Genomic DNA, 23,938 nt, shown 5'->3' on the forward strand with positions numbered 1-23,938 from the left:
GGAGCGCGGAGGATCTTCCAGGTCCTCATCCGGGCGAAGGAGTGCTCGACTCGGGCGCCCTTGCGGTGGGAAGCCGTGCGGGCTTCCTTCCGGGGCGGTAGCTCAGTCCTGCCGCATTCTCGGGAGTGCGTAATGATCAGGACAGTTCCGTGGCAGCCGTCTGCGATCACGGCGGCGTCGCCGACCGAGTTCTCGACTCCGGACAGCTCCCACGCCTTGCGGTCGTTGCGGTCGTTGCGGTCGAGCAGGGGAGACAGCTGCCGCGAGGTCGGGTTCGTCCGCCAGTACGTGGCGACCTGCGGAGGAAGGGCTCCTCGGGGCCGTCCGGCTCACCGAAGCTCTGAGGCTTTGACGCGACTGCCGTAAGGGTGTCGGCGGCGACGGCTCGCCGCCGACATGCGGAATCACGTTGTTCATCACGCGCCCGCGCCCCCAGGGAACCCGCGCGCGGGCGTGCGGCGGGGGCACCCGGTCCGGTCGTCGCGGCCCACCAGGTGTTGATGACGACGCTCTCTCTTGCATTTCAGGCGATCCGCTTCTAGCTATTAAGACGACTGGTCATATTGAACGGTCGGAACCAGGAAGGAACCCTCCATGTCCGATCTCCTCGACACCGTCATCGCCGCCCACGGCGGCCTCGACCGCTGGCGCTCCGCTACTCAGATCACGGCCGAGGTGCAGGCCGACGGCGCGCTGTGGGGCCTCAAGGGCCAACCCGGAGTGCTCGACCGTTACACCATCACCGCCGACCTGCACCGGCAGTCGGCCACCCTCGCGCCTTTCGCGGAGCCGGGGCTGCGCGCGGTGTACACCCCTGACCGAGTCGCGATCGAGTCCCTCGACGGGCAGGTGACGCAGGAGCGTGTCCAGCCGCGGGAGTCCTTCGCCGGTCACACACTGGAGACGCCGTGGGACCGGGTGCACGCGGCGTACTTCGCCGGGTACGCCATGTGGACCTATCTGACCGAGCCCTTCGTCTTCACCGAGCCGGGCTTCACAACCACGGAGATCGAGCCGTGGGAGGAGAACGGCGAGACGTGGCGGCGCCTGGAGGTGACTTCCCCGAGCGCATCGCCACCCACAGCCAGGTGCAGACCTATTACATCGACGTCGAGGGCCTCATCCGGCGCCACGACTACCGTCCCGACGTGTTCGGTGCCGCCGACCGCGACTCGGCGCACTACACGTGGGAGCACCGGACCTTCGACGGCCTCGTGCTCCCGACCCGGCGCTCGGTGCACCTCACCGACGAGCACAACCAGAAGGTCGCCGAACCGGTGATCGTCTCCATCGGCCTCACCGACATCAGGGTCTCGTGAAGCGACGGACGTCAACCCGACAGGGCCCGGACAGGAACAGGAGGACGTCGCGAGCGGCTATCGCGCCGTCGAGGCGACCGCTGACGGTGATTTCACCCTCGTCGAGCGAGAGTTCGAGCGGCCATGAGCAGGACAGGTCCGAATCGTCGTAGAGGCGTGCGGGGTCTGCCACAGCGACGTGGCTGGAATCATGAACATGACCGGCAGTCGGCCGTCCGGCGGGCCCGTGGTGCCCGGGGCACGAGGTCATCGGCCGGATCGACGCTCTTGGTGACGGTGTTTCCCGGTGGCACGTCGGACAGCGGGGCGGTCTGGGCTACCTGGGCGGACACGGCGGCGCGTGCGCGATGTGCCGCCACGGGCACTTCGTGTACTGCACCGAACCCCACCCACCACGCGACCGGACCGCGCCTGACCGGTGGAGGTGGGCCGCTCCCTGCAGGGCATCGGCGGACTCGGCGCCAGCGGACCCTGGTCCGTGAGACTCAGGCGGGTGCGCAGGTCAGGCAGTCGACCTCGGTGTGCTGGTAGCTGACGGTGGTGCCGGGGGCACGGGATGCGAAGTCGACGTTGTGCTCGCAGTCGGACATCTTGCACGCGCCGACACGTCCGGCGCTGGACGGGTCGCCCCCCCTTGGCGGGGGCGGGATCTCTCCCGGGTGTTCCGGCTTCGCCGGAGGCTGTCCGCTCGTGGCGAAGGCTCGGGATGCGGGTACACCTGGATCAGATCCTGTCCCGAACGGTTTCCGGTTGCAGGCGCATATGAGGGGAACCGGGAAGCGTGCGGAGGTCGCTCGTCATCGCGGAGCACACGGCGAGGCTGGGGTAGCAGAAGAGGTATGCGGTTCGGCCGGACGTGACGACGCCCCGCGTCCGGGGCTTGATGATCTGCGGATGAACCGCTGGGCCACGGTGCGGGACTCCTCGGACCGTCAGAGCACGTCCCCGTCCCGCCAGTCGAAGACCAGCTCGGACGCGAGGTCGAGCGGACCGGCGAGGGCGCGCCACACGAACAGGCCCTCCTCCTCTCCGGGCAGCCGCACGATGCCCTGCGGGCCCAGCGCGCAGACCCGCCCGCCCCACACCCTCCAGCCGCGGGCGGCGTACAGCGCGGCCCCCTCGTCGGTCGCGGACAGCATCCCCGCGTCGTAGGCCCGGCCGATCACCCGCTCCAGCTCCGCCATCACCCGACCGCCGAGCCCCGAGCGGCGCGCGTCGGACCGTACGGCGACCGCCTCCACGTAGCCGACCCGCAGCCAGCGGTCCCGGTACCGGACGCGCCGCATGACCACCGCGCCGTGCGCGAGGAGCCGGCCGGCGTCGTCGTGCATGAGGACGTGCATGCCACCGAGCCCGTGATCCCAGTCCTCGTCGGCGAAGTCGCCGTCGAAAGCGTCGTCCAACAGGGCGCGTAGCTCTCGCAGTTCGTCGGCGGTCAGGTCGGCGGTGTGCGCGGTACGCGGGGTGACGGCGGATGCGGTCGTGGTCATTCGACCAGTATCCGCCGTCACCGCCGGACGGGGACGGGGACCGGCCATACGCTGATCCGTGGACGGCGGCGGACGCCGGGCCGACGGGAACCGGCCCGGCGGATCGCCCACTCGGCTGATCCTGCGCACGGCGTGGGACACAGGCTTCTGACGAGGGGAACCGGTGAACTCATGAACGACACGTCGAAGGTGTTTCTCGAGGGCGGCCCCGACGACCTGCCCGACCGGATCGTCCTGGCCCCGTCCACCGGGCCGGACGTGAAAATCGAGCTGCGCAACGGCTACGAGCACTTCAGGCCGACGGCGCGCCAGGCGGACACGCCCGAGGGCCGCCTCCCCGTCTACGAGTGGTGGGAGCGGACGGAGATGCCGGGCTAGCGTCCTGCGCCGGAGATCCCGGGCTCAAGTCCGTAGCTTGTTTTCGTATCCCGGGTCCTCGTGCCGCCGAAGTCGTGTGTCGGCGGAGTCCAAGGTAACCGCGAGCGAGACCGCCGACGAGATCCCGATGTATCCGGTGCATGTCACTAGCGCGCTGATCAATGGGAAGTTGCGCGGGCGGACGACCGCGACGGGGCACGCCGGAAGTGCGGGAGCTGGTGGCTGACCGAGCGTGGTGATCTCCGGCAGCAGGTCCGCGACCGCGATGGACAAGAAGGCGTCGGCCGCGCACGGCACATGCACCGCAAGTCGATTGCGGGGACTCCAGCCGCTGTGCGCCAGGGTGCCGAAGTCGGCGGGACGTTACCGGCAGACCACCGAGCCCGGCAGCGAGGCCGCTGCAGCCGTCGCGTACCGGACGGCCTCACGGTCCCAACGGCTCCAGTGCTGGCGGGCCTTCGACTCGATGTCGCCACATCCGCCGGGTTCACGGAGGTGAACCCGGCAGTCGCGCTGCCGCAGGCCCGACCCGGGTGGGCATCGCACTCCTCGGCGGCCCGAAGGCCGGACTCAGGAGCGGCTCAGACACGCGGTCGCCGGAGGTCACCTCCGCCCGGCGGCTTCCGCGGGCGGTGCCGTCGCGCCGGGCCACACCGCGGAGGCGTCGTCCCGGAACGGGTCGGGCAGGCGGACCGGGCGGACCGGGACTGGGCTGGCCCCTTTGCCGGTGACCGCCGTCCAGGGGACGGGCCGACCGGAATAGCTCAGAGCGGTCAGCGCGAAGGTGTCGTCGGCGTAGACCTCGACGTACTCACCGACCGTGAGGATGCGCAGCGTGCCGGGGAGGCTCGACAGGGCGGTCCAGGCCAGCGCCTCTCCCCCGGGGCCGGTGATCCGGAGATCGGTGCCGTCGCAGACCACCGCGAGGGCGGCGCGGTCGTCGCCGGGATGTTCGGCGCGCAGCACGACCTCGACGCGTCCGCTGACGTCGACGTCGCCGACCGCGTGCAGCGCGGGATCGCGGGTCTGCTCCTGGAGCCAGGGCTCCAGGCCCGGCCACCACGCGAGGTGTGGCGTCTCGCCCGGCAGGGCGACCAGCTTCTTGGGCTGGGCGAGCATGCCGCGGCAGCGGTCACCGGTGTCGGTGAGGCCGACGCGGCGCGGGGTGGTGTGCAGCACGACGCGGGAGCCGTCGGGGGCGGCGACGACACGCGGGGCGTACGCGCCCGTCGGGCCGAGCGGGCCGCGACGGGTCCACGGGCCGCGCAGGCGGGGCGCCGTCCACGCCTCGAAGCCGCGGGTCGCGCCGATGGAGCCGAGCAGCAGCCAACTGCCGTCGTCGAGGCGTTCAAGGACGGGGCACTCCAACTCGTCGACGTCTCCCGGGGAGACGAGCGGCGGGTGAACGGTCCAGTGCTCCAGGTCGTCGGAGGTCGCCCATGCCACGCAGCCGCTGACGTCGACGGGCAGGGTGGCGTCGGCGGCGCAGAGCACCATGACCCAGCCGTCGGACTCGTCGTCGCGTACGACGAAGGGGTCGCGCCAGCCCATGCGCTCACCCGTGCGGTACCAGCGCGGGTCGGCCTCGACGACCGGCCTTGTGCCGTGGCGGCGCCAGCCGGTGCCGTCGGTGCGGTCGGAGTACGCCAGGCCCACCGACTGCAGGGGCCAGCCACCGGGGGTGAGTCCCGAGACGGCGGTGTAGAGCATCGCCGTACCGGGGCCGTGCGGGAAGGCGTGCATGGTCCATACCGCCTGCTGGTCGAAGCGGCCCGGCAGGCCGTTGCCGAAGGCGGTGCCCTGCGGCTCCCAGTGGACCAGGTCGGCGGAGGTGGCCCGGCCGTACGAGGTCTCCATGCGCAGGTGGTCGAACTCGGCCGTCCACGGGCCCTGCAGGTGCAGCACGGTGTAGGTGCCGTCCCCGTGGCGCAGGAGGTCGAAGTCGTTCACGCAGAGGCCGGGCGGCGCGTATCGCATGGACGGGTCCTGTCTGCCGACAGCGGCACTCAAGCGTGTGCGCTGTGCTCTGGCTGGTGAGAGTTCCTCCGGTGACCAGCCGCAGTAAATCCGAACGCAAACGCTTGCGCAACTGCTGGGGCGGGTTTACGGTCTCGTCACTCCCCCTCACGCCGACGTGCTGCCGGGCCCCGGCCACGCGGCGCGTACCCGAACAAGGAGCGTCCCGTGACGGTCAGCATCACCGATGTCGCCGAGGCCACCGGTGTCTCGGCGTCCACCGTGTCCCGCGCCCTGCGTGGGCGCCCCGGAGTGTCGGAGGAGATGCGGGCCCGGATCGTCGCGGCCGCCGCCGACCTGGGCTACACCGCGTCCCGTTCGGCGTCCAGCCTGGCCAGCGGGCGCACCTACACCATCGGCGTCGTCGTCCCGTACGTGGGCCGCTGGTTCTTCGGCACCGTCCTGGACGCGGCCGAGAAGGTGTTCAGCGCCGCCGGCTACGACGTCCTGCTCTACAACCTCGGCTCACCGGAGGTACGCAAGCGCTTCTTCACCAAGCTCCCGATCCGCAAGCGGGTCGACGCCGTGCTGTCCCTGCTGATCCCGGACCCGCAGGAGGCCGCCGCCCTGCGCTCCTTGGACGTGCCGCTGGCGACCACGGTCGGCGGCGCCCGGCCCGGCTTCACGGTGGTCGGCATCGACGACCGGGGCGGGGCGGAGAGCGCCGTACGGCACCTGGTGAACCTCGGCCACCGCCGGGTGGGCATCATCTCCGGGGCCAGCGAGCCGCTGCACTGGACCACTCCCCTGGACCGCCGCCAGGGCTACCTGGACGTGCTGGCCGACGCCGGGATCGAGCACGACCCCGGCCTGGAGGCGGACGGCGGTTACACCGTCGAGGGTGGCGAGCGGGCCATGACCGAGCTGCTGGCGCTGCGTCACCCGCCGACCGCCGTGTTCGCCCAGTCCGACGAGATGGCGATGGGTGCGCTGCGCGCCCTGCGCCGGCACCGGCTGAGGGTGCCGGAGGACGTGTCCGTCGTGGGCTTCGACGATCACGAGCTGTCCGAGGTCGTCGGACTGACCACCGTGGCCCAGCCGGTCGCCGCCCAGGGCCGGGAGGCGGCCCGGCTGCTGCTGGCCCAGCTCGACGACCCGGACGCCGGGCCAGCGGCTCCCGTCGAGATGCCCATCCGCTTCGTCCTCCGCGAGACCACCGCTCCGCCGCACAGCCAGCGGCAGCGGTAGCCCACGCCCGCCTCGTCAACCATCCGTTCCCGGAGGGCCGATCCCCCCGGCTCCACCGTCCACGCACCCACCGCACACCGCACACCGCACACCGCTCGGAGGTACCACCATGACCAACACACCCAGAAGACACCGCCGGACGGCCCTGACGGCCCTCGCCCTCCTGCCGCTGGCCGCGCTGGCCGCCTGCGGCGGCGGGGGCGGCACGGGCGACACCTCGGCCGAGGAGGGCAGCGGCAAGGGCACGATCAGCATCTGGGCCCACCAGGGTCAGGCGAGCGAGACGGCCGCCCTGCAGAACGCGGTGAAGTCCTTCAACTCCTCGCAGAGCGACATCAAGGCCGAGCTGAAGCTGATCCCCGAGAACGACTACACGAAGACCATCACCGCCACCGACGCCTCCGAACTGCCGGACGTGCTGGAGTTCGACGGCCCGACGATGGCGAACTTCGTCTACAACGGCAAGCTCGCCCCGGTCGACGACCACGTCTCCACCCGGACCCTCGGCAACGCCACCGACGCCGTCAAGGCGCAGGGCCAGATCGACGGCAAGCACTACGGCCTGGGCATGTTCGATTCCGGGCTCGGTCTGTACGCCAACAAGAAGCTGCTGGACGCGGCCGGGGTGACGTATCCGAAGGGTGTGGAGGACGCCTGGACGGCCGAGGAGTTCGGCCAGGCGCTGAAGGCGCTGAAGGCCGAGGACCCCGACGGGAAGGTCCTCGACATATCGGAGCAGTACGGCCTGGCCACCGAGTGGGGCACCTACGGCTTCTCCCCGATCGTGTGGTCGGCCGGCGGTGCGCTGCTCAAGGACGGCAAGGCGGAGGGCGCCCTCGACAGTCCGGAGGTCGTCTCCGCGATGAAGACCTTCCAGTCCTGGAAGGCGTATGTCGACCCCAACACCGACGGCAACGCCTTCGCCAAGGGCAAGGTGGCGCTGAGCTGGGTCGGGCACTGGATGTACCCCGCCTACGGCGAGGCCCTCGGTGACGACCTCGTCGTCCTGCCGCTGCCGGACTTCGGCGACGGTCCCAGGACCGGGCAGGGTTCGTGGGCCTGGGGCATCGGCGCCCGCAGCGAGAACGGCAAGGCCGCGGGCGCCTTCCTGGACTACCTCCTCAACGACACCAACGTCGGTGCGATGACGAAGGCCAACGGCGCGGTGCCCGCCACCAGGACCGCGCTCGCCAAGAGCGAGCTGTACCGGGAGGGCGGGCCGCTCCAGATCTTCGCCGACCAGCTCGCCCGGTCCTGCGGCGACAGCGCCGTCGACGACTCCTGCGTCGCCGTCACCCGCCCGGTGACCGCCGGATACCCCACGGTCACCGCCAAGTTCCACACGGCCCTGAACTCGATCTACGGCGGTGCCGACCCGCAGGAGGCCCTGCGCAAGGCCGCCCGCGCCATCGACCGGGACTTCGCCGACAACGCCGGCTACGAGATCCCGTAGCCCGCAGGACGCATCGGCCCGGGCGGGCCGTCGGCGACATGTCGGCGGGCCCGCCTCGCCGGGAACAGGAACCTCCCGTGAAAACCGTGGAACCCGCACACGCCGCGACCCCAGACCGTACGCCGGCCGCCTCCTCCGTGCCCCCCGCGAACCCCTCGCGCCGCCCGCGCGGCAACCGCGACCGGCTGCACGGGCTGCTGATGTCCGCCCCGGCCGTCGGCGGGCTGATCGCCTTCGTCGGCATCCCGTTCGGCTACGCCGTCGTGCTCTCCTTCTACAACGTCCGCCTCGGCTCCCCGCTGGAGCCCACCTTCTTCGGTGTGGAGCACTACCGGCGGCTGTTCACCGACCCCGACCTGTCCGGCCCGTTCCTGCGGGCGCTGCTGAACAACCTGACCTTCGCCGCGGTCGTCGTACCGCTTCAGACCGGCCTCGCGCTGGCGCTGGCGATCCTGCTCAACCGCAAGCTGAGGGCCATCGGCCTGTTCCGGTCCTTCTTCTTCATGCCGGTCGTCTTCCCGATGGCGCTGGTCGCCGTGATCTGGCGGCTGATCCTCGCCCGCGGCGAGCAGGGCATGCTCAACTCCGCGCTGGACGCGGTGACCTTCGGCAACTGGGGCGCCTTCGACTGGCTCGGCGACGGTCTCACCGCGATGGGCTCGATCATCGTGCTGTCGGTGTGGCAGGGCGTCGGCTTCCAGATGGTCATCCTGCTGGCCGGGCTGCAGCAGATCCCGAGCGAACTCCACGAGGCCGCCGCACTGGACCGGGCCTCGCGCTGGCAGCGGTTCCGGCACGTCACGCTGCCCGGCATCCGCGGCACCCTGGTGTTCGTCGCGATGCTGACCTCGGTGCTGTCCTTCCGCGTCTTCGACCAGGTGTACATCCTCATCCGCGGCGGCGGCCTGGACGAGGACGCCACCCGTACGGTGATGTACCAGGCCGTCACCACGGCCTTCGACCAGAACGACATCGGGCAGGCCTCGGCCGTCACGGTGGTGTTCTTCCTGATCGTCGTCGCCCTGACGATCGTCCAGCGCCGCGTCGTCCGGCCCGACAACGAGGACTGACTCAACCCATGGCCATGACCCGTAATCCCGTACGCCGCGTGCTTGACTACACCGTCCTGAGCGTCCTGGCGTTCGTCTTCGCCCTGCCCGCGCTCTACCTCTTCCTCGGCAGTCTGAAGCCGTCCGACGAGGTCCTGAACGGCCTGTCCGGCTTCCTGCCCACCCACCTCTCCTTCGACAACTACGCCGCCGTCCTCGACAGCCTGAACTCGGAGAGCACCGGCTACTTCTGGCAGTTCATGGGCGTGTCGGTGCTGCTGTCGTTCGTGGTGGTCACGGGCGGGCTGATCGTCAACTCGATGGCGGCGTACGGGCTCACCCGGCTGAAGTGGCGTGGGCAGAACGCGGTGTTCACCCTCGTACTACTGCTCATGCTGATCCCGTTCGAGTCGGTGGCGGTGCCGCTGTTCTACATGTTCAACGGCCAGCGCAACACCCTGTTCATCCAGGCCCTGCCGTTCATCGCCAACGCCTTCGCGATCTACCAGTTCCACACGTTCTTCCGGAAGATCCCGCCGAGCATCGAGGAGGCGGCCCGGCTGGACGGCGCGGGGCCCTGGCGCACCTTCTTCGCGATCATCGTGCCGATGTCGCGGCCGGTGTTCGCCTCGGTCGCGATCCTCACCTTCCTCATCCAGTGGGGCTCCTTCCTATGGCCGGTGCTGATGGTGTCCGACCCGTCGGTGCGTCCCCTCCCCCTGGAGATGAGCGTCTTCCAGGGGCAGCAGCCCCCCGACTGGGGCCAGATCCTCGCCTTCGGCGTGCTGCTGGTCCTGCCGGTCCTCGTCGTGTTCGCCTTCTTCCAGCGCTGGTTCGTCGAAGGGGTCGCCAGTTCCGCCGTCAAGGGCTGACCGCGGCCGGGCGGGGGCGGCCGGGCGGGGGCGGCCGGGCGGGGGCGGCCGGGCGGGGGCGGCCGGGCGCCGGTCAGACAAGCCCGGCCTGGTACACCAGCAAAGCGATCTGCACGCGGTTGTTCAGATCGAGTTTGGTCAGGATGTGGGAGACGTGTGCCTTCACGGTGGGCAGGCTCATGTAGGCGTGAGCGGCGATCTCCGCGTTGGTCATCCCCTGCCCCACGGCGAGCGCGACCTCGAGTTCTCGCCGCTCCAGCAGCTCCAGGCGGAACTCGGCGTCGGTGCGGTCGTGGCGTATGTGCCCTCCTGCCAGGTGCACACGTTCGCTCATGCCCACCAGACCGTGCCCCTGCCCTCGCCGTTCGCGCGCGGGGACCTTCGGCAGGGCGTTGACCGCGGTGCTGGTGAGACCGCCTGCCGCGCCTCCGGCCACCGTGAGCCGCAGTCGTGTCCCCGGCGCGTGCTTGCGGTGGTTGGTCAGCGCTTCCTGGACCACGCGGTAGGCGGTGCGGCCGGTCATGTCCGCCGACATCGTCCGGCCCTCCACCAGCTCGCGCAGGTCGATGACGGCGCCGGACGCGCAAGCTTCGTCGATCGACTGGCCGATGTCCGCGAGCTGGGGCTGCGGAGGCTGGGCGTGCGTCGCGACGGCGGGCGTGCGTAGGACCTTGAGGACGTCCTGCCGTTCCTCCAGCGCCTGGCTGGCGCTGCGCCGCATCACGCCCGCCGCCTCCGCGATCTGGGACCGCGTCGCGGTGGGATGGAACTCCAGGGCCCCCGCGTGCATGCTCAGCAGGGTCAGCCGGTGGGCCAGTACGTCGTGCATCTCCCGAGCGATCTCCCCGCGCGTGTCGTGCCTGGCACGCTGCTCCCGCAGCTCGGCCCCCCATCCGCGTGCCGTCCGCGCTCGCGCACTCCGGCCACGTACAGGCCCCAGCCGACCGAACCCGCGACAAGGGCACCCCGGACACGGCCGTGGCCGCGCTCGGCGCCCCGTCCCAAGGGGCCAGGAACACCTGTACCGCCACCGGCAGCAGGGCCACGGCGGTCACCCGGCGGGTGAGCGGGCCGGACGTGCGGCGGCCACGGCGAACAACGCGACCAGCATGGGCACCACAACCGGCCAGACGCAGGCCAGCGCACCATCGGGAGGGCCAGGGCCACCGGGTGGTTCCGGCGCCAGTACAGCGCTGCGCAGGCGCCCAACGGCACCAGCGCGTTGCCCTGTGCGGTCAGCAACCAGTTGAGCGACAGCAGCTCCAACAACGCCGCTCCGCTGCACAGTTGGGGATACAGCGACAGTCCCTGCTGACGGGCCCTTGCCACCAGCACGGTCAGCGCCCCGGGCGCGACCACCACGACTGAGTCCTCGACCACGCGCTTCGTCCGCCGCCCCGGTCGTCCGTCGATCACGCACGCCACGGTCAACGCAGGTCGGGGCGGGTCGCCGACACCGGCCTGTCTCCGCACAATTCTCTATACCGAAGTAGAGGAGTCGCGGCAGGGGAAGACCCACGGGGGATCGAGCGCCCACGCCAAGAGATCACAGGGCGTGGGCTGGAACGGACGTTCCTATGCAGGTCTTTCCCTGGCTGGCCGCCCGGGCACCGGTGAGCATGGGCGGGACAGACATCGCACGGACCGGATTGGGCAGGCAGGCAGACATGACCACCTGGTTCATCACCGGAGCGTCCCGGGGTCTCGGACTGGAGATCGCCCGTCAAGCCCTCGACGTGGTGACAACGTCGTGGGGACCGCCCGCGATCTCGCAACGGTGGACAAGGCGCTCGCGGAGTACGGTGACCGGCTGCTGGCGCTGGCACTCGACGTCACCGACGGGTCGCAGGCCCGAGCCGCTGTCGCGGCCGCCACCGAGCGTTTCGGAGCGATCGACGTCCTGGTCAACAACGCGGGCCGCGGCCTGCTGGGCGCGGTGGAGGAGGCATCGGACGCGGAAGCCCGCGCGGTGTACGACACCAACGTCTTCGGCCTCCTTAACGTCAGCCGTGCCGTGCTCCCGGTGATGCGGTGACAGGGCTCGGGCCGTGTCCTCAACCTCAGTTCCGTCGGAGGGTTCCACAGCTCCGCCGACTGGGGCGTCTACTGCTCCACCAAGTTCGCGGTGCCGGGGCTGCGGCGTGCGGAACTCGCCTCACTCGCGGGCGTCAGCGTCGACTACATCGTCCGTCTCGAACAGGGCCGGGTCAGGTCCGCCTCCACCGAGATCCTCGCCGCACTCGCCAGGGCGCTGCGTCTGCGCCCGGACGAGGAGGAGTACCTCCTGCGGTGCGCGGCGCCCACGGGCTCCCCGGCGTCGAGGACGGGTTCGGCCGCGTCCCGGGCACAGCGCGTTTCCCCGGTTACCAGCTGCTGGACAGCATGCAGGGCGTCCCCGCCCTCGTGCAGGGCCAGCGCATGGACATCCTGGCGTGGAACCGCCTGGGCGCCGCGCTGTTCACCGACTTCGCCGCACTGCCGCCGGAGCAGCGCAACCACATCTGGCTGGCCTTCCTCGCCCCAGAGGTCCGGGGACTGTACGTGCACTGGGACCGCTGGTGCGCTCAGCCTGGACTTCCAGGTGCTGGAGGTGGGCGGCAGGTCGGAGCAGATGCTGCTCGCGTACACGGTCGAACCGGGCTCGCGCTCGGCGGAGGCCCTGGCTTTCCTGGCCAACTGGAGCGCGGCCGAGCAACCCGTCCGAGAAGTCCCGGGGCTGGCTCTGCCCACGGAGCCGATGTGAGGAGGAGTCGCACTCCTCCGTCTCGCCCCACCGGCAGCAGTGCGCGTGCCACTGTCTGCGGCGCGTCCGCTGCCCGACGCCCATGACGCGCGCTGCGCGTCCTTGTTCCGAGTTCGTGCCGACTGTGGCGTGACGTCGAGGGTCGCGCCTCCTGGGTCGGGAGTCGTCGTGGCTCGGCGCGGGGCCGGTCGCCGTCGGCCCTCGCCCCGGGTGGGCCCACCCGGGGAGGCGCACGTCGGTGGCTGTGTGTCAGGGCATGCCGTCCTTCGCCCAGTCGCTCATCTGCGGGAGGTGCACGAACGGTGTCGCGGGGGGCTGCGGGTGGGCCGGGGCGGGCATGGGGTGGGGAACTCGGGTCCTGGGATGCGGGTGCATGCCGAAGATCGAGCCGGTGGCCGCGGCCAGTTCGGCGGCGTGGTGGGCCGACTCCGGTACCGGCACGCCCAGGCGGCGCAGGGCACCGGCCAAGGCGTCCCCCACCAGGTCCAGCCGTCGGGGCAGGGCCGCCCCACCGACCGGTCCGTCGTGCGACCGGTCGGCCATCGTCGTGAGGATCTCCTCCGCCCTGTGCCGCACCAGGCTGAGGGCATCCCAACCGAACAGCTGCCGCGTGGTGCGGGGTGCGGTGCTCCCAGGACCGGGCGGAGGCAGACCCAGGACGTCACAGACCCGGAGGCCGACGGTGGAGTGCCAGCCGATCAGGGTGTCGCTCAGTTGGGCGTGCAGGCCGTCCAGGAACACGAGCAGTCCCGCCGCGCCGTCGGCTGGGCCGCTGTGGTCCGGCCGGAGTGCACCGTCGTGACCCTGGATCTCCCCCAGGTGGTCCCGGAGCCGACGCAGGCTTCGCGCCGCCGCATCGGCCGCGGCCTGACAGGCATGGTCCGTGGGCATGGAGTCTCACGGCTCCCTCAGGTCGGCCGCGCCCGGGACCGGATCAGGGGGGCCTTGACCGGGCTCCGCCGCCAGGGCGAGGAACTCGGCCAGGTGAATGGCCTTGGCGCGGGAGCGGGCGCGGCGCAGGCCCTGCTGGAGCTGCCGCAGGCAGCCCGGGTTGAGCGCGACGACGTAGTCCACCCGCGCCGACTCCACCTCGCTCAGCTTCGGCTCCAGTACCTTCCTGCTGTCGGTCGGCCGGAGCATCGAGTAGGTGCCTGCGGCGCCACAGCACTGTCCTGAGCTGGGGAGTTCGACGTAGTCGGAGACCGCCGCGAGCAGTTCACGGGGCGGGCGGGTGACGCCCAGGCCGTTCCGCAGGTGGCAGGAGTCCTGGAGCGCGGCCCGTGCTCTGCGGCCGTCGACCGTGACCTGGCCGACCGGCCGGTGCCCCTGGCCGTCGAGGTACTCGCTCAGCTCCCGTACCCGGTCGCGGCCGAGGTGGTGCGCGAGATGTGCGGCGCAGCCGCCCGCCGTGGTGAGTATCGTGCCGGGCATCTGGTCGCCGAGGGTGCGGGCGAGCCTCCCGCCTGCCTCCGAGTCGCCGTTGTGCGCGTGCAGCGCGCCGCAGCAGCCCTGTTCGGTCGGCACGTCGACCTCCGGGCACAGGCGGCGGACGGCGCGCGAGACCTGGGGGTAGAGCCCGCGTTCCACGCAGCCCAGCATCAGGGACACGGGCCGCTCCGACTCGGCCGGTGGCCGCGCCGACTCCGCGGGCTGACCGGTCTCGCGCGCCGACGGCGCGGGCGCGGGTGCTTCCGGCCGCGCCTTCCCGCCGGGACCGCTGGCGTGTCGTCGTACGAGTCCCTGCAGGCGCAGCAGCCCCGGCCGGGAGACCAGCATCATCAGGGCCCGGGCGATCCACGGCCGGTTCCGGCCGCTCCACTGGTGGTCGCGCCACTGTTCCAGCAGTTGGCCGTACTCCACACCCGCCGGGCACACCGTCTCGCAGGCGCGGCAGCCCAGGCAGAACGAGGACTCCTCGGCCAGCGTGGGGTCGTCGAGGGGGAGGTCGCCGGTCTCCAGGGCCCGCATCAGTGTGATGCGTCCACGCGGGGAGGAGGTCTCCTCGCCGGTGAGGGTGTAGGTGGGGCAGGCGGGCAGGCAGAAACCGCAGGAGATGCAGCGGTCCAGGAGTTCCTTGTCGAAGATCCCGCGGCCGGGGCCGGGCGGGACGTGAGGCGGAGAGGCCGCGGGAGCGGATCCGCAGTCGCCGTCGGCGCACCCGGCGCCAGAAGATCCGCACGGGCCGGAGGAGCCGCACGGACCGGAGGAGCCGCACGGACCGGAGGAGCCGCACGGGCCGGAGCGGTCCTCGCTGTCGAGGTCGGTCATGATCCGAGCTTTCCGGGGTTGAGGATGCCTGCGGGGTCGAAGGCCTGCTTGATGCGGCGCAACAGCGCCACCTGGTCGTTCCCCAGCCGGTCGGCCAGGTACGGCAACTTGGCCGCGCCCACGCCGTGTTCGCCGGTGATGGTGCCGTCCATCGCGATCGCGGCGGCGAAGATCTCGGCGAAGGCCTTGTGGGCGCGGTCGGCGCCCTCGCTGTCGTCGGGGTCCAGCACGCAGGTCGGGTGCAGGTTGCCGTCGCCCGCGTGGCCGAAGGTGGCGATCCGCAGGTCGTACCGGTCGGCGATCTCGTCGATGCGGTCGACCATCTCGGCCATGCGGTGCCGGGGCACCGTGGCGTCCTCGAGGATCGTCAGCGAGCCCAGCCTGGACAGCGCCGGGAGCGAGCAGCGGCGGGCGGCGAGCAGGGCGTCGGCGCGGGCCACGTTCTCGGCGAGCGTGACCTCCAGCGCTCCGTTCTGCTGGCAGACGTCACCGATCCGGGCCAGGTTGCCCGCGACGTTCGCCGCCGAGCCGTCGTCACCGAACAGGAGCAGCGCGCCGGCGTCCCTGCGCAGGCCGAGGCCCGCGAACTCCTCGACCGCGTCGACGCACTTGCGGTCGAGGAACTCCAGGGTCGCCGGGACGATGCCGGAGGCGATGACGGCCGCCACCGCGCGGGAGGCGTCGGCGAGGGTGTCGAAGTACGCCACTCCGGTGCCGGACTCGGCCGGTGCGGGCAGCAGTGCCACGGTCACCTCGGTGATCACCGCCAGGGTGCCCTCGGAGCCGGTGAGCAGTCGGGTCAGGTCGTAGCCGGCGACGTCCTTCCACAGCCTGCCCCCGGTGCGGATGATCTCGCCGGTGGGCAGGACGGCCTCCAGACCGAGGACGTAGTTGCGGGTGACGCCGTACTTCAGTCCGCGCAGGCCCCCGGCGCAGGTCGCCACGTTGCCGCCGATGGTGGAGACGGTGCGGCTGCCGGGATCGGGGGCGTAGAGCAGGCCCTTGCTGGCCGCGGCGTCGGCCAGCGCCGCGGTGGACACGCCGGTCTGCGCCCGGGCCAGTAGTTCGCCGGAGCTGATCTCCAGCAACTGGTTCAGCCGGGTCAGGACCAGGACGATGCCCCCGGTCAACGGGACGGTGCCAGCGCACAGGTTGGAGCCCGCGCCACGCGGCACCACGGGGATGCCGTGTGCGGTGGCGTACCTCAGGACGGCCGCGACCTCCTCGGTGCTGCCGGGCAGCACCACGGCCTGCGGCCGGGAGTGGAACAGCGGGGTGGCGTCGCGGGCGTACGCGGCCAGGGCACCGTCGTCGGTCCGTACATGGTCCGGTCCGACGATCGCGGCCAGGTCGGTACGGGCGGGCATCAGCGCACCACCATCCAGTCCAGGACCGGTGTCGACTGCAGGTAGACCAGCGCGCAGACCGCGACCAGCATGCCGAGGCCCCAGCCGACGACCTTGCGGAACAGCTCGCCCTCCCGGCCTTCGAGGCCGACGACCGCGGCCGCGATGGCCAGGTTCTGCGGGGAGATCATCTTGCCGAGGACACCACCGGTGGTGTTCGCCGCGCCGAGCAGGTAGGCGGAGATGCCCGTCTCCTCGGCGGCGGTGACCTGGAGCATGCCGAAGAGGGAGTTGGAGGAGGTGTCGGAACCGGTGACGGCCACGCCGAGCCAGCCGACCACGGGAGAGAGCAGGGCGAACGCGCCCCCGGTCTGGGCGAGGAACAGCCCGAGGGTGACGGTCTGGCCGGACAGGTTCATCACGTAGGCGAGGGCGAGCACCGCCATGACGGTGACGATCGTCCAGCGGAACTGCCGCACCGTGTTGGCGTAGGCGACCGCGGTCCGTCGGCCGCCGATGCCGTACAGCACGGCGGTGAGCAGGCCGGCCAGCAGCAGAATCGATCCGCCTGCGTTGAAGACGTTGAGGTTGTAGGTGAGGGAGGAGAGCGGCTCACCGTCGGCGTTGACGACGTCCAGGCCGGGCCAGGCGAACTTCCAGCCCGAGTGGGCCTCCAGCCAGGTCTTGACCGGTCCGGCGGTCGCCACGGCGAAAAGCGCCACGACGATCAGGTAGGGCGCGAAGGCCTTCAGCGCCGAGCCCTCGCCGGTCTGCCGACGCCGCAGCACGGCGTCCGACCAGGCGTCGGCGGTGGAGCCACCGGCGATGACCGGGACGTGGCGCTGCGCGGCCAGCACCTCCCTGGGCTGCCAGACGCGCAGCATGCCCACGACGGCCAGGGCGCCCGCGAAGGCGGCCACGATGTCGGCGATCTCGTACGAGATGTAGTTGGCGCTGACGAACTGGGCGGCGGCGAAGGTGAAGCCGGCGACGAGCGCCACCGGCCAGGTCTGCTGCACGCCGCGCCTGCCGTCCACCATGAAGACCAGGACCAGGGGCACGAACAGGGCGAGCAGCGGGGTCTGACGGCCCACCATGGCGCCGAGGTCGGCGGCATCCATGCCGGTGATCTTGCCGAGGGTGGTGATCGGGACGGCGATGGCGCCGAAGGCGACCGGGGCGGTATTGGCGACGAGGGAGACGGCGGCGGCCTTCATGGGCCTCAGGCCGACGGCCATCAGCATCACGGAGGAGACCGCGACCGGGGTGCCGAATCCGGCCAGCGCCTCCAGCAGCGCACCGAAGCAGAAGGCGATGATCACGGCCTGGACCCGCTGGTCCCCGGAGAGGGACCCGAACGCCCTGCGCAGCACCGCGTCCCAGCCGGTGATCTCGGTCATCTTGTAGATCCACAGTGCGTTCAGCACGATGAAGATGATCGGGAACAGGCCGAACGCGGCACCTTCGCTCGCGGCCAGCATCGCCTGCCCGGCGGGCATCGAGTAGGCGAAGACCGCCACTCCCAGGGCAACCGCCAACGACACCAGCGACGCCTTCCACGCCTTCCACCGCAGTCCACCGAGCAGGATGAAAAGCGTGATCAGGGGCAGCGCGGCGAACAGCGCGCTCCACCCGAGGGAGCCCCCGACGGGGTCGAAAACCTGTTGGTAAGCAGCCATGACGCGTCCTTGCCTCATTGTCGGACTCCACTGTGATGCCCGTCACTCCGGGCCGCGGGATCGATCGATTGTCAGACAACCGCACATGTCTGTCAATGAATCGCGCAAGGGCGCGTGCGAGAATGTCCGTGTCCCCATCGGAGGTGTTCATGGCTCAGGACGCCGCCATCCGGCTGTCCACCGTCTCGGTTGTCGAGGCCCTCGCCGCGTCCCTGCGCGACCGCGTGCTGGACGGTCAACTGGCACCGGGAACGACCCTCGCGGAGACCGAGATCGCGGTCGGCTACGGCGTCTCCCGGCCGACCGCCCGCAGCGCGGTGACCGCACTGGTCCACGAGGGACTGCTGCACCGCGATGCCAACAAACCGGCCTACGTGCCCCACCTCACCCGCGCCGACGTCGACGATCTGTTCCTCGTCCGTACGCCACTGGAGGCGCAGGTCGTACGGGTTCTCGTCGACCGCGGGACGGTACCGGTGACCGCCGCCGAGCGGGCCATCGCGGACCTCGACCGGCTGGGTCCGGACGCGCCGCACAGCACCTTCGTCGAGTCGGACCTGCGCTTCCACCAGTCACTGGTGGACGCGGTGGGCAGCCCTCGGCTCAGCAGGCTCTACCGGGGCATCAAGGGCGAGATGCACCTGTGCATGGTGCAGACCCGGCACACCCTGGGACGCGAACGCATCGTCGCCGAACACGGGGCGATACTGGAGGCGCTGCGCGCCGGGCAGGCGGAGGAAGCCGTTCGCCGTATGCGCGCCCACCTGGACGGGGCGTGCAGCTCACTGCAGCTGATCTTCGACGGCGACCGGGCCTGACAGCCGGGCGGGGGCCCGTGGCCAGCGGGGCAGCCGGTACGGGAGCGCGCGGTTCGGGCCGCATCGCACTCCACTGCCGCGACACCCAACGGGCCTGGCCCCACGCGCACACTGCCTGTGACCGCCGCGCCCAGCACGTAGCGCGCGCCAGGGCGAGTCCGGATCGGCCAGTGGTTCACCGCGGCCGATCCTGCGACCTCGGAGAACGGCGTCATCGAGGTGCCCGCCAACGTCGCGATGAGCCGGGGCGGCACGCCACACTGCCGAGGCGCCTTCGAGGGCTGGCACCGTCTGCGCTCGGAGCCGCTGGCTGCGCGTCTCAAACGGCCACCGTGTCCCGCTCCGTCAGGCGGGCGGGACACAGCACCACCAAGCATGATCACCGGGCTGGGGTCGGCAAGCAGCCAGCTTCGGGCGCGGCCGTGTCCTGAGGGCGCTGACCTCCGGGCCGCGTGGGAGGGGCCCGGCCCGGCCACCCCTCGCCCTCTGCTTCCTCCATGACACGTGGTTCCGCTGGGTCACGGACCCCGGCATGGCCGCTCCGGACCGCGGGGCGGGCGGCAAGTACCTCTCCGTGCCAACCGGTTGTGCGGGCTCTCTTCCCGGGGGCGCGTTCTTCACGCTCCGGACCCGCACCACGCGGCTCATCCTGGGCGGTAGCGCCTTCCTGGAGGGCGACCACCCGAAGCTGGCGGTCGAGCGGATCGCCCTCGCCGCGACCGGGACCGGCGTCAGCTCACCCCCTGGCCGGGTACGACTCCCCGGTCTCGCCCCCCAGGCTCACTACCTGGTCCGCCCCCTGCCTCCGGGCGACTCCCCCGAGGTCAACGGGTCGGGCACCGTTCCCTGGCTCGCTGAGGACGTCACCGTTCGGGCCACCGGGGCCGTGCTCGCCGCAGTCGGCGTTCAGGCCCCGGCACTTCACCCGGAGCAGATCCTCCTGCTGAGGGTGACGGCATGCTGAACGTACGACGCGACCGGACCCGCGGCCCACCGACGGCCTTCTCGGGCCCGGCGCCGCTCCCAGAGCCAACCGCCAACGGGCTTGTCCTGGTGGGAAGAACGGAGAGGGCCGGGCAGCGCTGCTGTTCGTGCTGCCCGCCGCCCTGGGATTCGTCGTCTTCTACCTGTGGCCCACGCTGCGGACGGTCTACCTGAGCTGCACCGAGTACACCTTGCTGGCCCCGCCGCGATGGGTCGGCATCGACAACTACCGCCAGGCGTTCGAGGATCCCGAGTTCTGGAACGCGCTGGAGGTCACCTTCGTCTACGTGGTGCTCACCATCGAAGCGGGTCGCCGAGAAGGCGTGGTCTTCCCCGCCGTGGCGGAGGCTGCCAGCATCGCCAAGCTCAAGTTCGCCGAGAAGGGCGTCGACATCACCGCCTTCACCACCCATGTCGACGCGGGCACCACCCATCTGCATCCCATCACCGACCACGCCGCCGACATCAGCGCTGTCATGGAGCCCGCCATGGAGAAGGCAACGGGCTTCGACGCCGACGTGACCTCCCTGACACAGGCCGACAAGGAAGTCAGCGCCATCCTCCAGGACCTTCCCGGCCACCACCGTCAGTCCTCTGTGTCGCCCTCCTCCTCGATGGCCGCCCGGCGCAGTTGCGCCGCCCGGATGCGGTCGACGTCCAGCTTCAGGCCGCGGTCGAAGCGGTAGACGCCGTTCTGTTCCTGGAAGACGTCCGTCAGCTGGGTGTAGCAGTAGCCGAACATGTCCCGGTCCCGCAGCAGCACCTCGGTCAGGCCACTGAAGCGGGCGTGGAACTCGTCCTCGTCGCGGACGCGTTCGCCGTAGCCCCAGGAGAGGGTGCGGTCCTCGCCGGACTGGGCGGCGGCGGCCTCGGGGTCCCACCAGATGCCGCCGAACTCGCTGACGAAGTAGGGCTGGCCGCGATAGGGGACGGAATAGGGGGCGCCGCTCTCGTGGGCGTTGGTGTAGGGCGCGTCCTTGGCCAGGCCCGCCATCTGCTGGCGGAAGGCGGTCGGGTCCTGTTCGTAGCTGTGGGAGTCGTAGATGTCGGTCTCGGCGACGCGGTGGGCATAGCCGGAGGCGTCGATCACCGGGCGGGTGGTGTCCATCGCCTTGGTGGCCAGGAACATCGCGCGGGTCACGGCGTCGAGCTGGGTGATGCGGTCGTGCAGCTTCTGGTAGGTCTCGTTCAGGGGGCACCAGCCGATGATCGACGGGTGCGAGTAGTCGCGTTCCAGGGCTTCCAGCCACTGTCCGACGTACGAGGCGTCGGGCTGCTGGTTGTCGCCCGAGGAGCCGCCCACCTCGCACCCCCAGTCGCCGAACTCGCCCCACACCAGGTAGCCGAGGCGGTCGGCGTGGTAGAGGAAGCGCTCCTCGAACACCTTCTGGTGCAGGCGGGCGCCGTTGAAGCCCGCTTCCATGGCCAGTTCGATGTCCCGGACCAGGGCCTCGTCGGTCGGCGCGGTCATCAGGCCGTCGGGGTACCAGCCCTGGTCGAGGACGAGGCGCTGGAAGACCGGGCGGCCGTTGAGCAGTACGGCCTTGCCGCGCAGGCCGACGGCGCGCAGGCCCGCGTAGCTGTCTGCGCGGTCGACCACCCGGCCGGTGGCGTCGAGGAGTTCGAGGCGCAGGTCGTACAGATGGGGGTCGGCCGGGCCCCACTCGCGGCGCCGGTCGTGCGGTACGGGCAGGTGCAGGCGCGGGGCCAGGTCCAGGTCGGCCCGGGCCTCGGCACGGGTCACCTCGCCGTCGGCGTCGCTGAGGACGGCGCGGACCCGGTGGCCGGGGCGGTTGCCGGACAGGGGCAGTTCCAGGTGGAAGGCGGAACCGGCGAGGTCGGGGGTGATCCGGGGGCGGCGCAGGTGTGTCTCGGGTACGGGCTCCAGCCAGACGGTCTGCCAGATGCCGGTCACGCGGGTGTAGTTGCAGTCGTGGTTGGCGTACTGGATGGCCTGCTTGCCGCGGGCCTGCGGTCCGGACCTCGGGTCGCGGGCCCGGACGGTGAGGACGACCTCCTCGCCGCTGCCCGCGATGTCGCCGAGGTCGGCGGTGAAGGGGGTGAAGCCGCCGCGGTGCCGGGCGACCTCCTCGCCGTTGGCCCAGACGGTGGTGTCGTAGTCGACCGCGCCGAAGTGCAGGAGGACGTGGCGTCCGGCCCAGTCTGCGGGCAGGGTGAGGGCGCGCCGGTACCAGACGGCCTCCAGGAAGTCGGTGTCGCCGATGCCGGACAGCTCGGACTCGGGCGGGAAGGGCACGAGGATCTCGTCACGCAGCTCACGGCCGAGCAGGCCGCGTTCGAGCCCGCTGTCCCCCCGGTCGGTCTCGAACTGCCAGGCGCCGTTCAGGTTGAGCCAGTCGCGCCGCACGAACTGCGGTCGCGGGTACTCCGGACGGGGTACGGAGTTTTCGGGCACGCGTGCTCCAGGTGATCGGGGGCCGACGCGAAGCCGTCGGCCGGTGGGTACAGCGAGAGGGGGATGCGGTCAGGACCCGCCGAGGCCCGTGGTGGCGACGGAGTCGACGATGCGGCGCTGGAAGAAGAGGAACACCACGATCAGTGGCAGCGCCGCCAGCAGCGCGGAGGCCATGGACTGGGCGTACTGGATGCCGAAGGCGTCCTTGACGGTGGCCAGGCCGACCGGGAGGGTCATCAGGTCCGGGTCGTTGGTGACGATGAACGGCCACATGAAGTTGTTCCACGCCCCGATGAAGACGAAGATCGCCACCGCGACGACGATGGGCCGCGACAGGGGCAGCACGACCGACCGGAAGACCCGCAGTTCGGAGGCGCCGTCCAGCCGGGCCGCGTCCTCCAGCTCCCGGGGGATGGCGTCGAAGAAGCGCTTGAGGATGAACACCATCATGGGCGCGACGACCTGCGGCAGGATGACCGCCGCGTAGGTGTCCACCAGGTTGAACAGCAGCATCTGCTCGAACAGCGGCACGACGAGCAGTTGCGGCGGTACGAGGATGGCGGCGACGGTGACGGCGAGCAGGGTCCGGCGGCCCCGGAACGTGCCGCGGGAGAAGCCGTACGCCGCGAGCGTGGAGACGACCACGGTGATGACGGTGACGAGCGCGGCGATCAGGAAGCTGTTGAAGGCCCAGACGGTGATGTTGCCGCGTTCCAGGATCTGCCGGTACGCCTCCGTCGTGAAGGCGCCCTTGATCGGGGACAGGCCGGGCGAGGCCACGTCCTGCTCGCTCTGCACGGACCCGGCGACGGCCCAGACGAACGGCAGCAGCCATACGGCGGCCAGGACGACCAGCGCTGTCCCGGCCAGGACGCGGGGCAGTCGGCCCGGGCCGAGGAGCATCGGGGAACCGGCCTTCGGTGCGGAGGGGCGGCGCCGCGGGCGAAGGGGTGTTGCGGTTGCGGACACGGTCAGTCCTCCTGGCGGAAGAGGCGCAGTTGCACGAGCGAGACGACGATGACGAGGGCGAAGAAGAGGTAGGAGATGGCGGAGGCGTAACCGAGCCGGTAGCCGGTGAAGCCGACGTCGTAGACGTACTCCAGGACCGGGCGGGTGGAGCCGTTGGGGCCGCCCTTGGTGAGGATGTAGATCTGGTCGAACACCTTGAGCGAGGCGAGGACCTGGAGCATCGCCACCAGCGCGGTGGTCCTGCGCAGTTGCGGCAGCGTGATGGACCACAGGCGCCGCCAGGCTCCGGCGCCGTCCAGCGCGGCGGCCTCGTCGTAGGTCGACGGGAGGGACTGGAGCGCGGCGAGGTAGAGCAGGAAGTTGAAGCCGACGGTCCACCACACGGTGAGGGCGGCGATCGACCACATCGCCACGGACTCGTCGGAGAGCCAGCCGACGGGTTCCATGCCGAGGGTGTCGAGGAACTGGTTCGCCATGCCGATCTCCGGCTGGTAGAGCCAGTTCCAGATGAGCGTCACCACGGTCACGGGCAGGAGGTAGGGGGCGAAGAAGGCCAGGCGCCACGCCCACTGCCCGGCGAGCCCGCTGTGCACCAGCAGCGCCATCGCCAGCGCGACCAGCACCAGCGGGAGACTGGAGACGGCGGTGAAGAAGGCGGTGTTGCCGAGGCTGCTCCAGACGTCCGGATCGCCGAACGCCTCGCTGTAGTTGTCGAAGCCGACGAAGGACGTGTCGCGCAGTGCCAGCGAGGTGTCGGTGAAGCTCATCCACAGTCCGTGCACGATCGGCCAGACCAGGAACAGCGCGAAGACGAGCAGGAACGGCAGGACGAACGCCCATCCCGGGCCGTGGCTGGTACGGCCGCGGTTCAGGACCGCGCGGCGCGGGGAGTCGGAGCCCGTCTTCGTGTCGGGGGCGCCGGGGGGTGCGGTGGTGGTCATGGGGTCACT

General features: G+C 71.1%; 21 protein-coding genes and 4 pseudogenes. 14 read left to right on the forward strand and 11 right to left on the reverse strand.

Annotated elements, in window-relative coordinates; genetic code table 11:
- Positions 1-5: 5 nt before the first annotated feature.
- Positions 6-233 (reverse strand): annotated as a pseudogene (locus ACFVQG_RS27080) (IS5/IS1182 family transposase); the annotation flags it as partial.
- Positions 234-1,037: 804 nt separating this feature from the next.
- Here ACFVQG_RS27080 and ACFVQG_RS27085 point away from each other — a divergent pair.
- Both ACFVQG_RS27085 and ACFVQG_RS27090 read left to right on the forward strand, forming a co-directional pair.
- Positions 1,038-1,319: a hypothetical protein gene (locus tag ACFVQG_RS27085; protein WP_383388262.1), complete on the forward strand. Its 282-nt coding sequence runs from the start codon at positions 1,038-1,040 to the stop codon at positions 1,317-1,319.
- 230 nt (positions 1,320-1,549) lie between these two features.
- Positions 1,550-1,801 (forward strand): annotated as a pseudogene (locus ACFVQG_RS27090) (alcohol dehydrogenase catalytic domain-containing protein); the annotation flags it as partial.
- Positions 1,802-2,251: 450 nt separating this feature from the next.
- On the opposite strand, the gene ACFVQG_RS27095 reads toward ACFVQG_RS27090, so the two are convergent.
- Entirely contained in the window at positions 2,252-2,809 is a 558-nt protein-coding gene (locus ACFVQG_RS27095; protein WP_383388264.1) for a GNAT family N-acetyltransferase, read from the reverse strand.
- Positions 2,810-2,980: 171 nt separating this feature from the next.
- Here ACFVQG_RS27095 and ACFVQG_RS27100 point away from each other — a divergent pair, with 171 nt between their 5' ends.
- On the forward strand, positions 2,981-3,187 hold the full coding sequence (locus tag ACFVQG_RS27100; RefSeq protein ID WP_210927280.1) for a DUF5988 family protein: 207 nt from the start codon (positions 2,981-2,983) through the stop codon (positions 3,185-3,187).
- 603 nt (positions 3,188-3,790) lie between these two features.
- On the opposite strand, the gene ACFVQG_RS27105 is transcribed toward ACFVQG_RS27100, so the two are convergent.
- Positions 3,791-5,164: a mucin-1 gene (locus ACFVQG_RS27105; RefSeq protein ID WP_383388266.1), complete on the reverse strand. Its 1,374-nt coding sequence runs from the start codon at positions 5,162-5,164 to the stop codon at positions 3,791-3,793.
- A 207-nt stretch (positions 5,165-5,371) separates the two neighbouring features.
- Here ACFVQG_RS27105 and ACFVQG_RS27110 point away from each other — a divergent pair, with 207 nt between their 5' ends.
- The 4 genes from ACFVQG_RS27110 to ACFVQG_RS27125 all read left to right on the forward strand — a co-directional run bounded on the left by ACFVQG_RS27110 (position 5,372) and on the right by ACFVQG_RS27125 (position 9,765).
- Positions 5,372-6,391 (forward strand): LacI family DNA-binding transcriptional regulator, encoded by a 1,020-nt coding sequence (locus tag ACFVQG_RS27110; RefSeq protein ID WP_383388268.1) that lies wholly within the window; start codon positions 5,372-5,374, stop codon positions 6,389-6,391.
- A gap of 109 nt (positions 6,392-6,500) precedes the next feature.
- The gene (locus ACFVQG_RS27115) at positions 6,501-7,844 is read left to right on the forward strand and encodes an ABC transporter substrate-binding protein (RefSeq protein ID WP_383388270.1); all 1,344 of its coding nucleotides are present in this window, start codon (positions 6,501-6,503) and stop codon (positions 7,842-7,844) included.
- Positions 7,845-7,921: 77 nt separating this feature from the next.
- Positions 7,922-8,914, forward strand: coding sequence for a carbohydrate ABC transporter permease (locus ACFVQG_RS27120; RefSeq protein WP_383388272.1), 993 nt, complete (start codon positions 7,922-7,924; stop codon positions 8,912-8,914).
- Positions 8,915-8,922: 8 nt separating this feature from the next.
- Positions 8,923-9,765: a carbohydrate ABC transporter permease gene (locus tag ACFVQG_RS27125; RefSeq protein WP_383388274.1), complete on the forward strand. Its 843-nt coding sequence runs from the start codon at positions 8,923-8,925 to the stop codon at positions 9,763-9,765.
- Between the two features lie 73 nt (positions 9,766-9,838).
- Here the strand turns inward: ACFVQG_RS27125 and ACFVQG_RS27130 are convergent, their stop codons facing one another.
- Positions 9,839-10,594, reverse strand: coding sequence for a hybrid sensor histidine kinase/response regulator transcription factor (locus ACFVQG_RS27130; protein ID WP_383388275.1), 756 nt, complete (start codon positions 10,592-10,594; stop codon positions 9,839-9,841).
- A gap of 921 nt (positions 10,595-11,515) precedes the next feature.
- Here ACFVQG_RS27130 and ACFVQG_RS27135 point away from each other — a divergent pair.
- From ACFVQG_RS27135 to ACFVQG_RS27150, 4 genes and pseudogenes are all read left to right on the forward strand, one after another.
- On the forward strand, positions 11,516-11,800 hold the full coding sequence (locus tag ACFVQG_RS27135; protein WP_383388277.1) for an SDR family NAD(P)-dependent oxidoreductase: 285 nt from the start codon (positions 11,516-11,518) through the stop codon (positions 11,798-11,800).
- Positions 11,801-11,890: 90 nt separating this feature from the next.
- Positions 11,891-11,983: pseudogene (locus ACFVQG_RS27140) on the forward strand (helix-turn-helix domain-containing protein); the annotation flags it as partial.
- 200 nt (positions 11,984-12,183) lie between these two features.
- Positions 12,184-12,270, forward strand: a pseudogene (locus tag ACFVQG_RS27145) (transcriptional regulator); the annotation flags it as partial.
- An 85-nt stretch (positions 12,271-12,355) separates the two neighbouring features.
- Positions 12,356-12,508, forward strand: coding sequence for a hypothetical protein (locus ACFVQG_RS27150; protein WP_383388860.1), 153 nt, complete (start codon positions 12,356-12,358; stop codon positions 12,506-12,508).
- A 249-nt stretch (positions 12,509-12,757) separates the two neighbouring features.
- On the opposite strand, the gene ACFVQG_RS27155 is transcribed toward ACFVQG_RS27150, so the two are convergent.
- From ACFVQG_RS27155 to ACFVQG_RS27170, 4 genes are read right to left on the reverse strand one after another with little or no spacing between them, the layout of a single operon-like run.
- Complete coding sequence (locus ACFVQG_RS27155) at positions 12,758-13,399, reverse strand: hypothetical protein (protein ID WP_383388279.1); 642 nt, start codon at positions 13,397-13,399, stop codon at positions 12,758-12,760.
- Between the two features lie 6 nt (positions 13,400-13,405).
- Positions 13,406-14,776, reverse strand: coding sequence for a (Fe-S)-binding protein (locus ACFVQG_RS27160; RefSeq protein WP_383388281.1), 1,371 nt, complete (start codon positions 14,774-14,776; stop codon positions 13,406-13,408).
- A complete protein-coding gene (locus tag ACFVQG_RS27165; RefSeq protein WP_383388283.1) occupies positions 14,773-16,143 on the reverse strand; it encodes an FAD-binding oxidoreductase in 1,371 nt (456 codons plus the stop codon). Before ACFVQG_RS27165 ends, ACFVQG_RS27160 begins: the two co-directional genes overlap by 4 nt.
- Complete coding sequence (locus ACFVQG_RS27170) at positions 16,143-17,801, reverse strand: L-lactate permease (protein WP_383388285.1); 1,659 nt, start codon at positions 17,799-17,801, stop codon at positions 16,143-16,145. The genes ACFVQG_RS27165 and ACFVQG_RS27170 overlap by 1 nt, the downstream gene beginning before the upstream one ends.
- Positions 17,802-17,950: 149 nt before the next feature.
- On the opposite strand from ACFVQG_RS27170, the gene ACFVQG_RS27175 reads away from it, so the two are divergent.
- From ACFVQG_RS27175 to ACFVQG_RS27185, 3 genes are all read left to right on the forward strand, one after another.
- Positions 17,951-18,619 (forward strand): GntR family transcriptional regulator, encoded by a 669-nt coding sequence (locus ACFVQG_RS27175; protein WP_383388287.1) that lies wholly within the window; start codon positions 17,951-17,953, stop codon positions 18,617-18,619.
- A 532-nt stretch (positions 18,620-19,151) separates the two neighbouring features.
- Positions 19,152-19,583 carry a hypothetical protein gene (locus ACFVQG_RS27180; protein ID WP_383388289.1) on the forward strand — a complete coding sequence of 144 codons (432 nt, stop codon included), beginning with the start codon at positions 19,152-19,154 and terminating at the stop codon, positions 19,581-19,583.
- A gap of 127 nt (positions 19,584-19,710) precedes the next feature.
- A complete protein-coding gene (locus ACFVQG_RS27185) occupies positions 19,711-20,289 on the forward strand; it encodes a carbohydrate ABC transporter permease (protein ID WP_383388291.1) in 579 nt (192 codons plus the stop codon).
- On the opposite strand, the gene ACFVQG_RS27190 is transcribed toward ACFVQG_RS27185, so the two are convergent.
- From ACFVQG_RS27190 to ACFVQG_RS27200, 3 genes are all read right to left on the reverse strand, one after another.
- On the reverse strand, positions 20,190-22,019 hold the full coding sequence (locus tag ACFVQG_RS27190) for a glycoside hydrolase family 2 protein (RefSeq protein ID WP_383388293.1): 1,830 nt from the start codon (positions 22,017-22,019) through the stop codon (positions 20,190-20,192). The two genes, ACFVQG_RS27185 and ACFVQG_RS27190, sit on opposite strands and share 100 nt — an antisense overlap.
- Before the next feature lie 69 nt (positions 22,020-22,088).
- Complete coding sequence (locus ACFVQG_RS27195) at positions 22,089-22,988, reverse strand: carbohydrate ABC transporter permease (protein WP_383388295.1); 900 nt, start codon at positions 22,986-22,988, stop codon at positions 22,089-22,091.
- Positions 22,989-22,990: 2 nt separating this feature from the next.
- Positions 22,991-23,929: a carbohydrate ABC transporter permease gene (locus tag ACFVQG_RS27200; protein WP_383388297.1), complete on the reverse strand. Its 939-nt coding sequence runs from the start codon at positions 23,927-23,929 to the stop codon at positions 22,991-22,993.
- Positions 23,930-23,938 lie beyond the last annotated feature (9 nt).

Source organism: Streptomyces sp. NPDC057877, assembly GCF_042796855.1.
GTDB lineage: Bacteria > Actinomycetota > Actinomycetes > Streptomycetales > Streptomycetaceae > Streptomyces.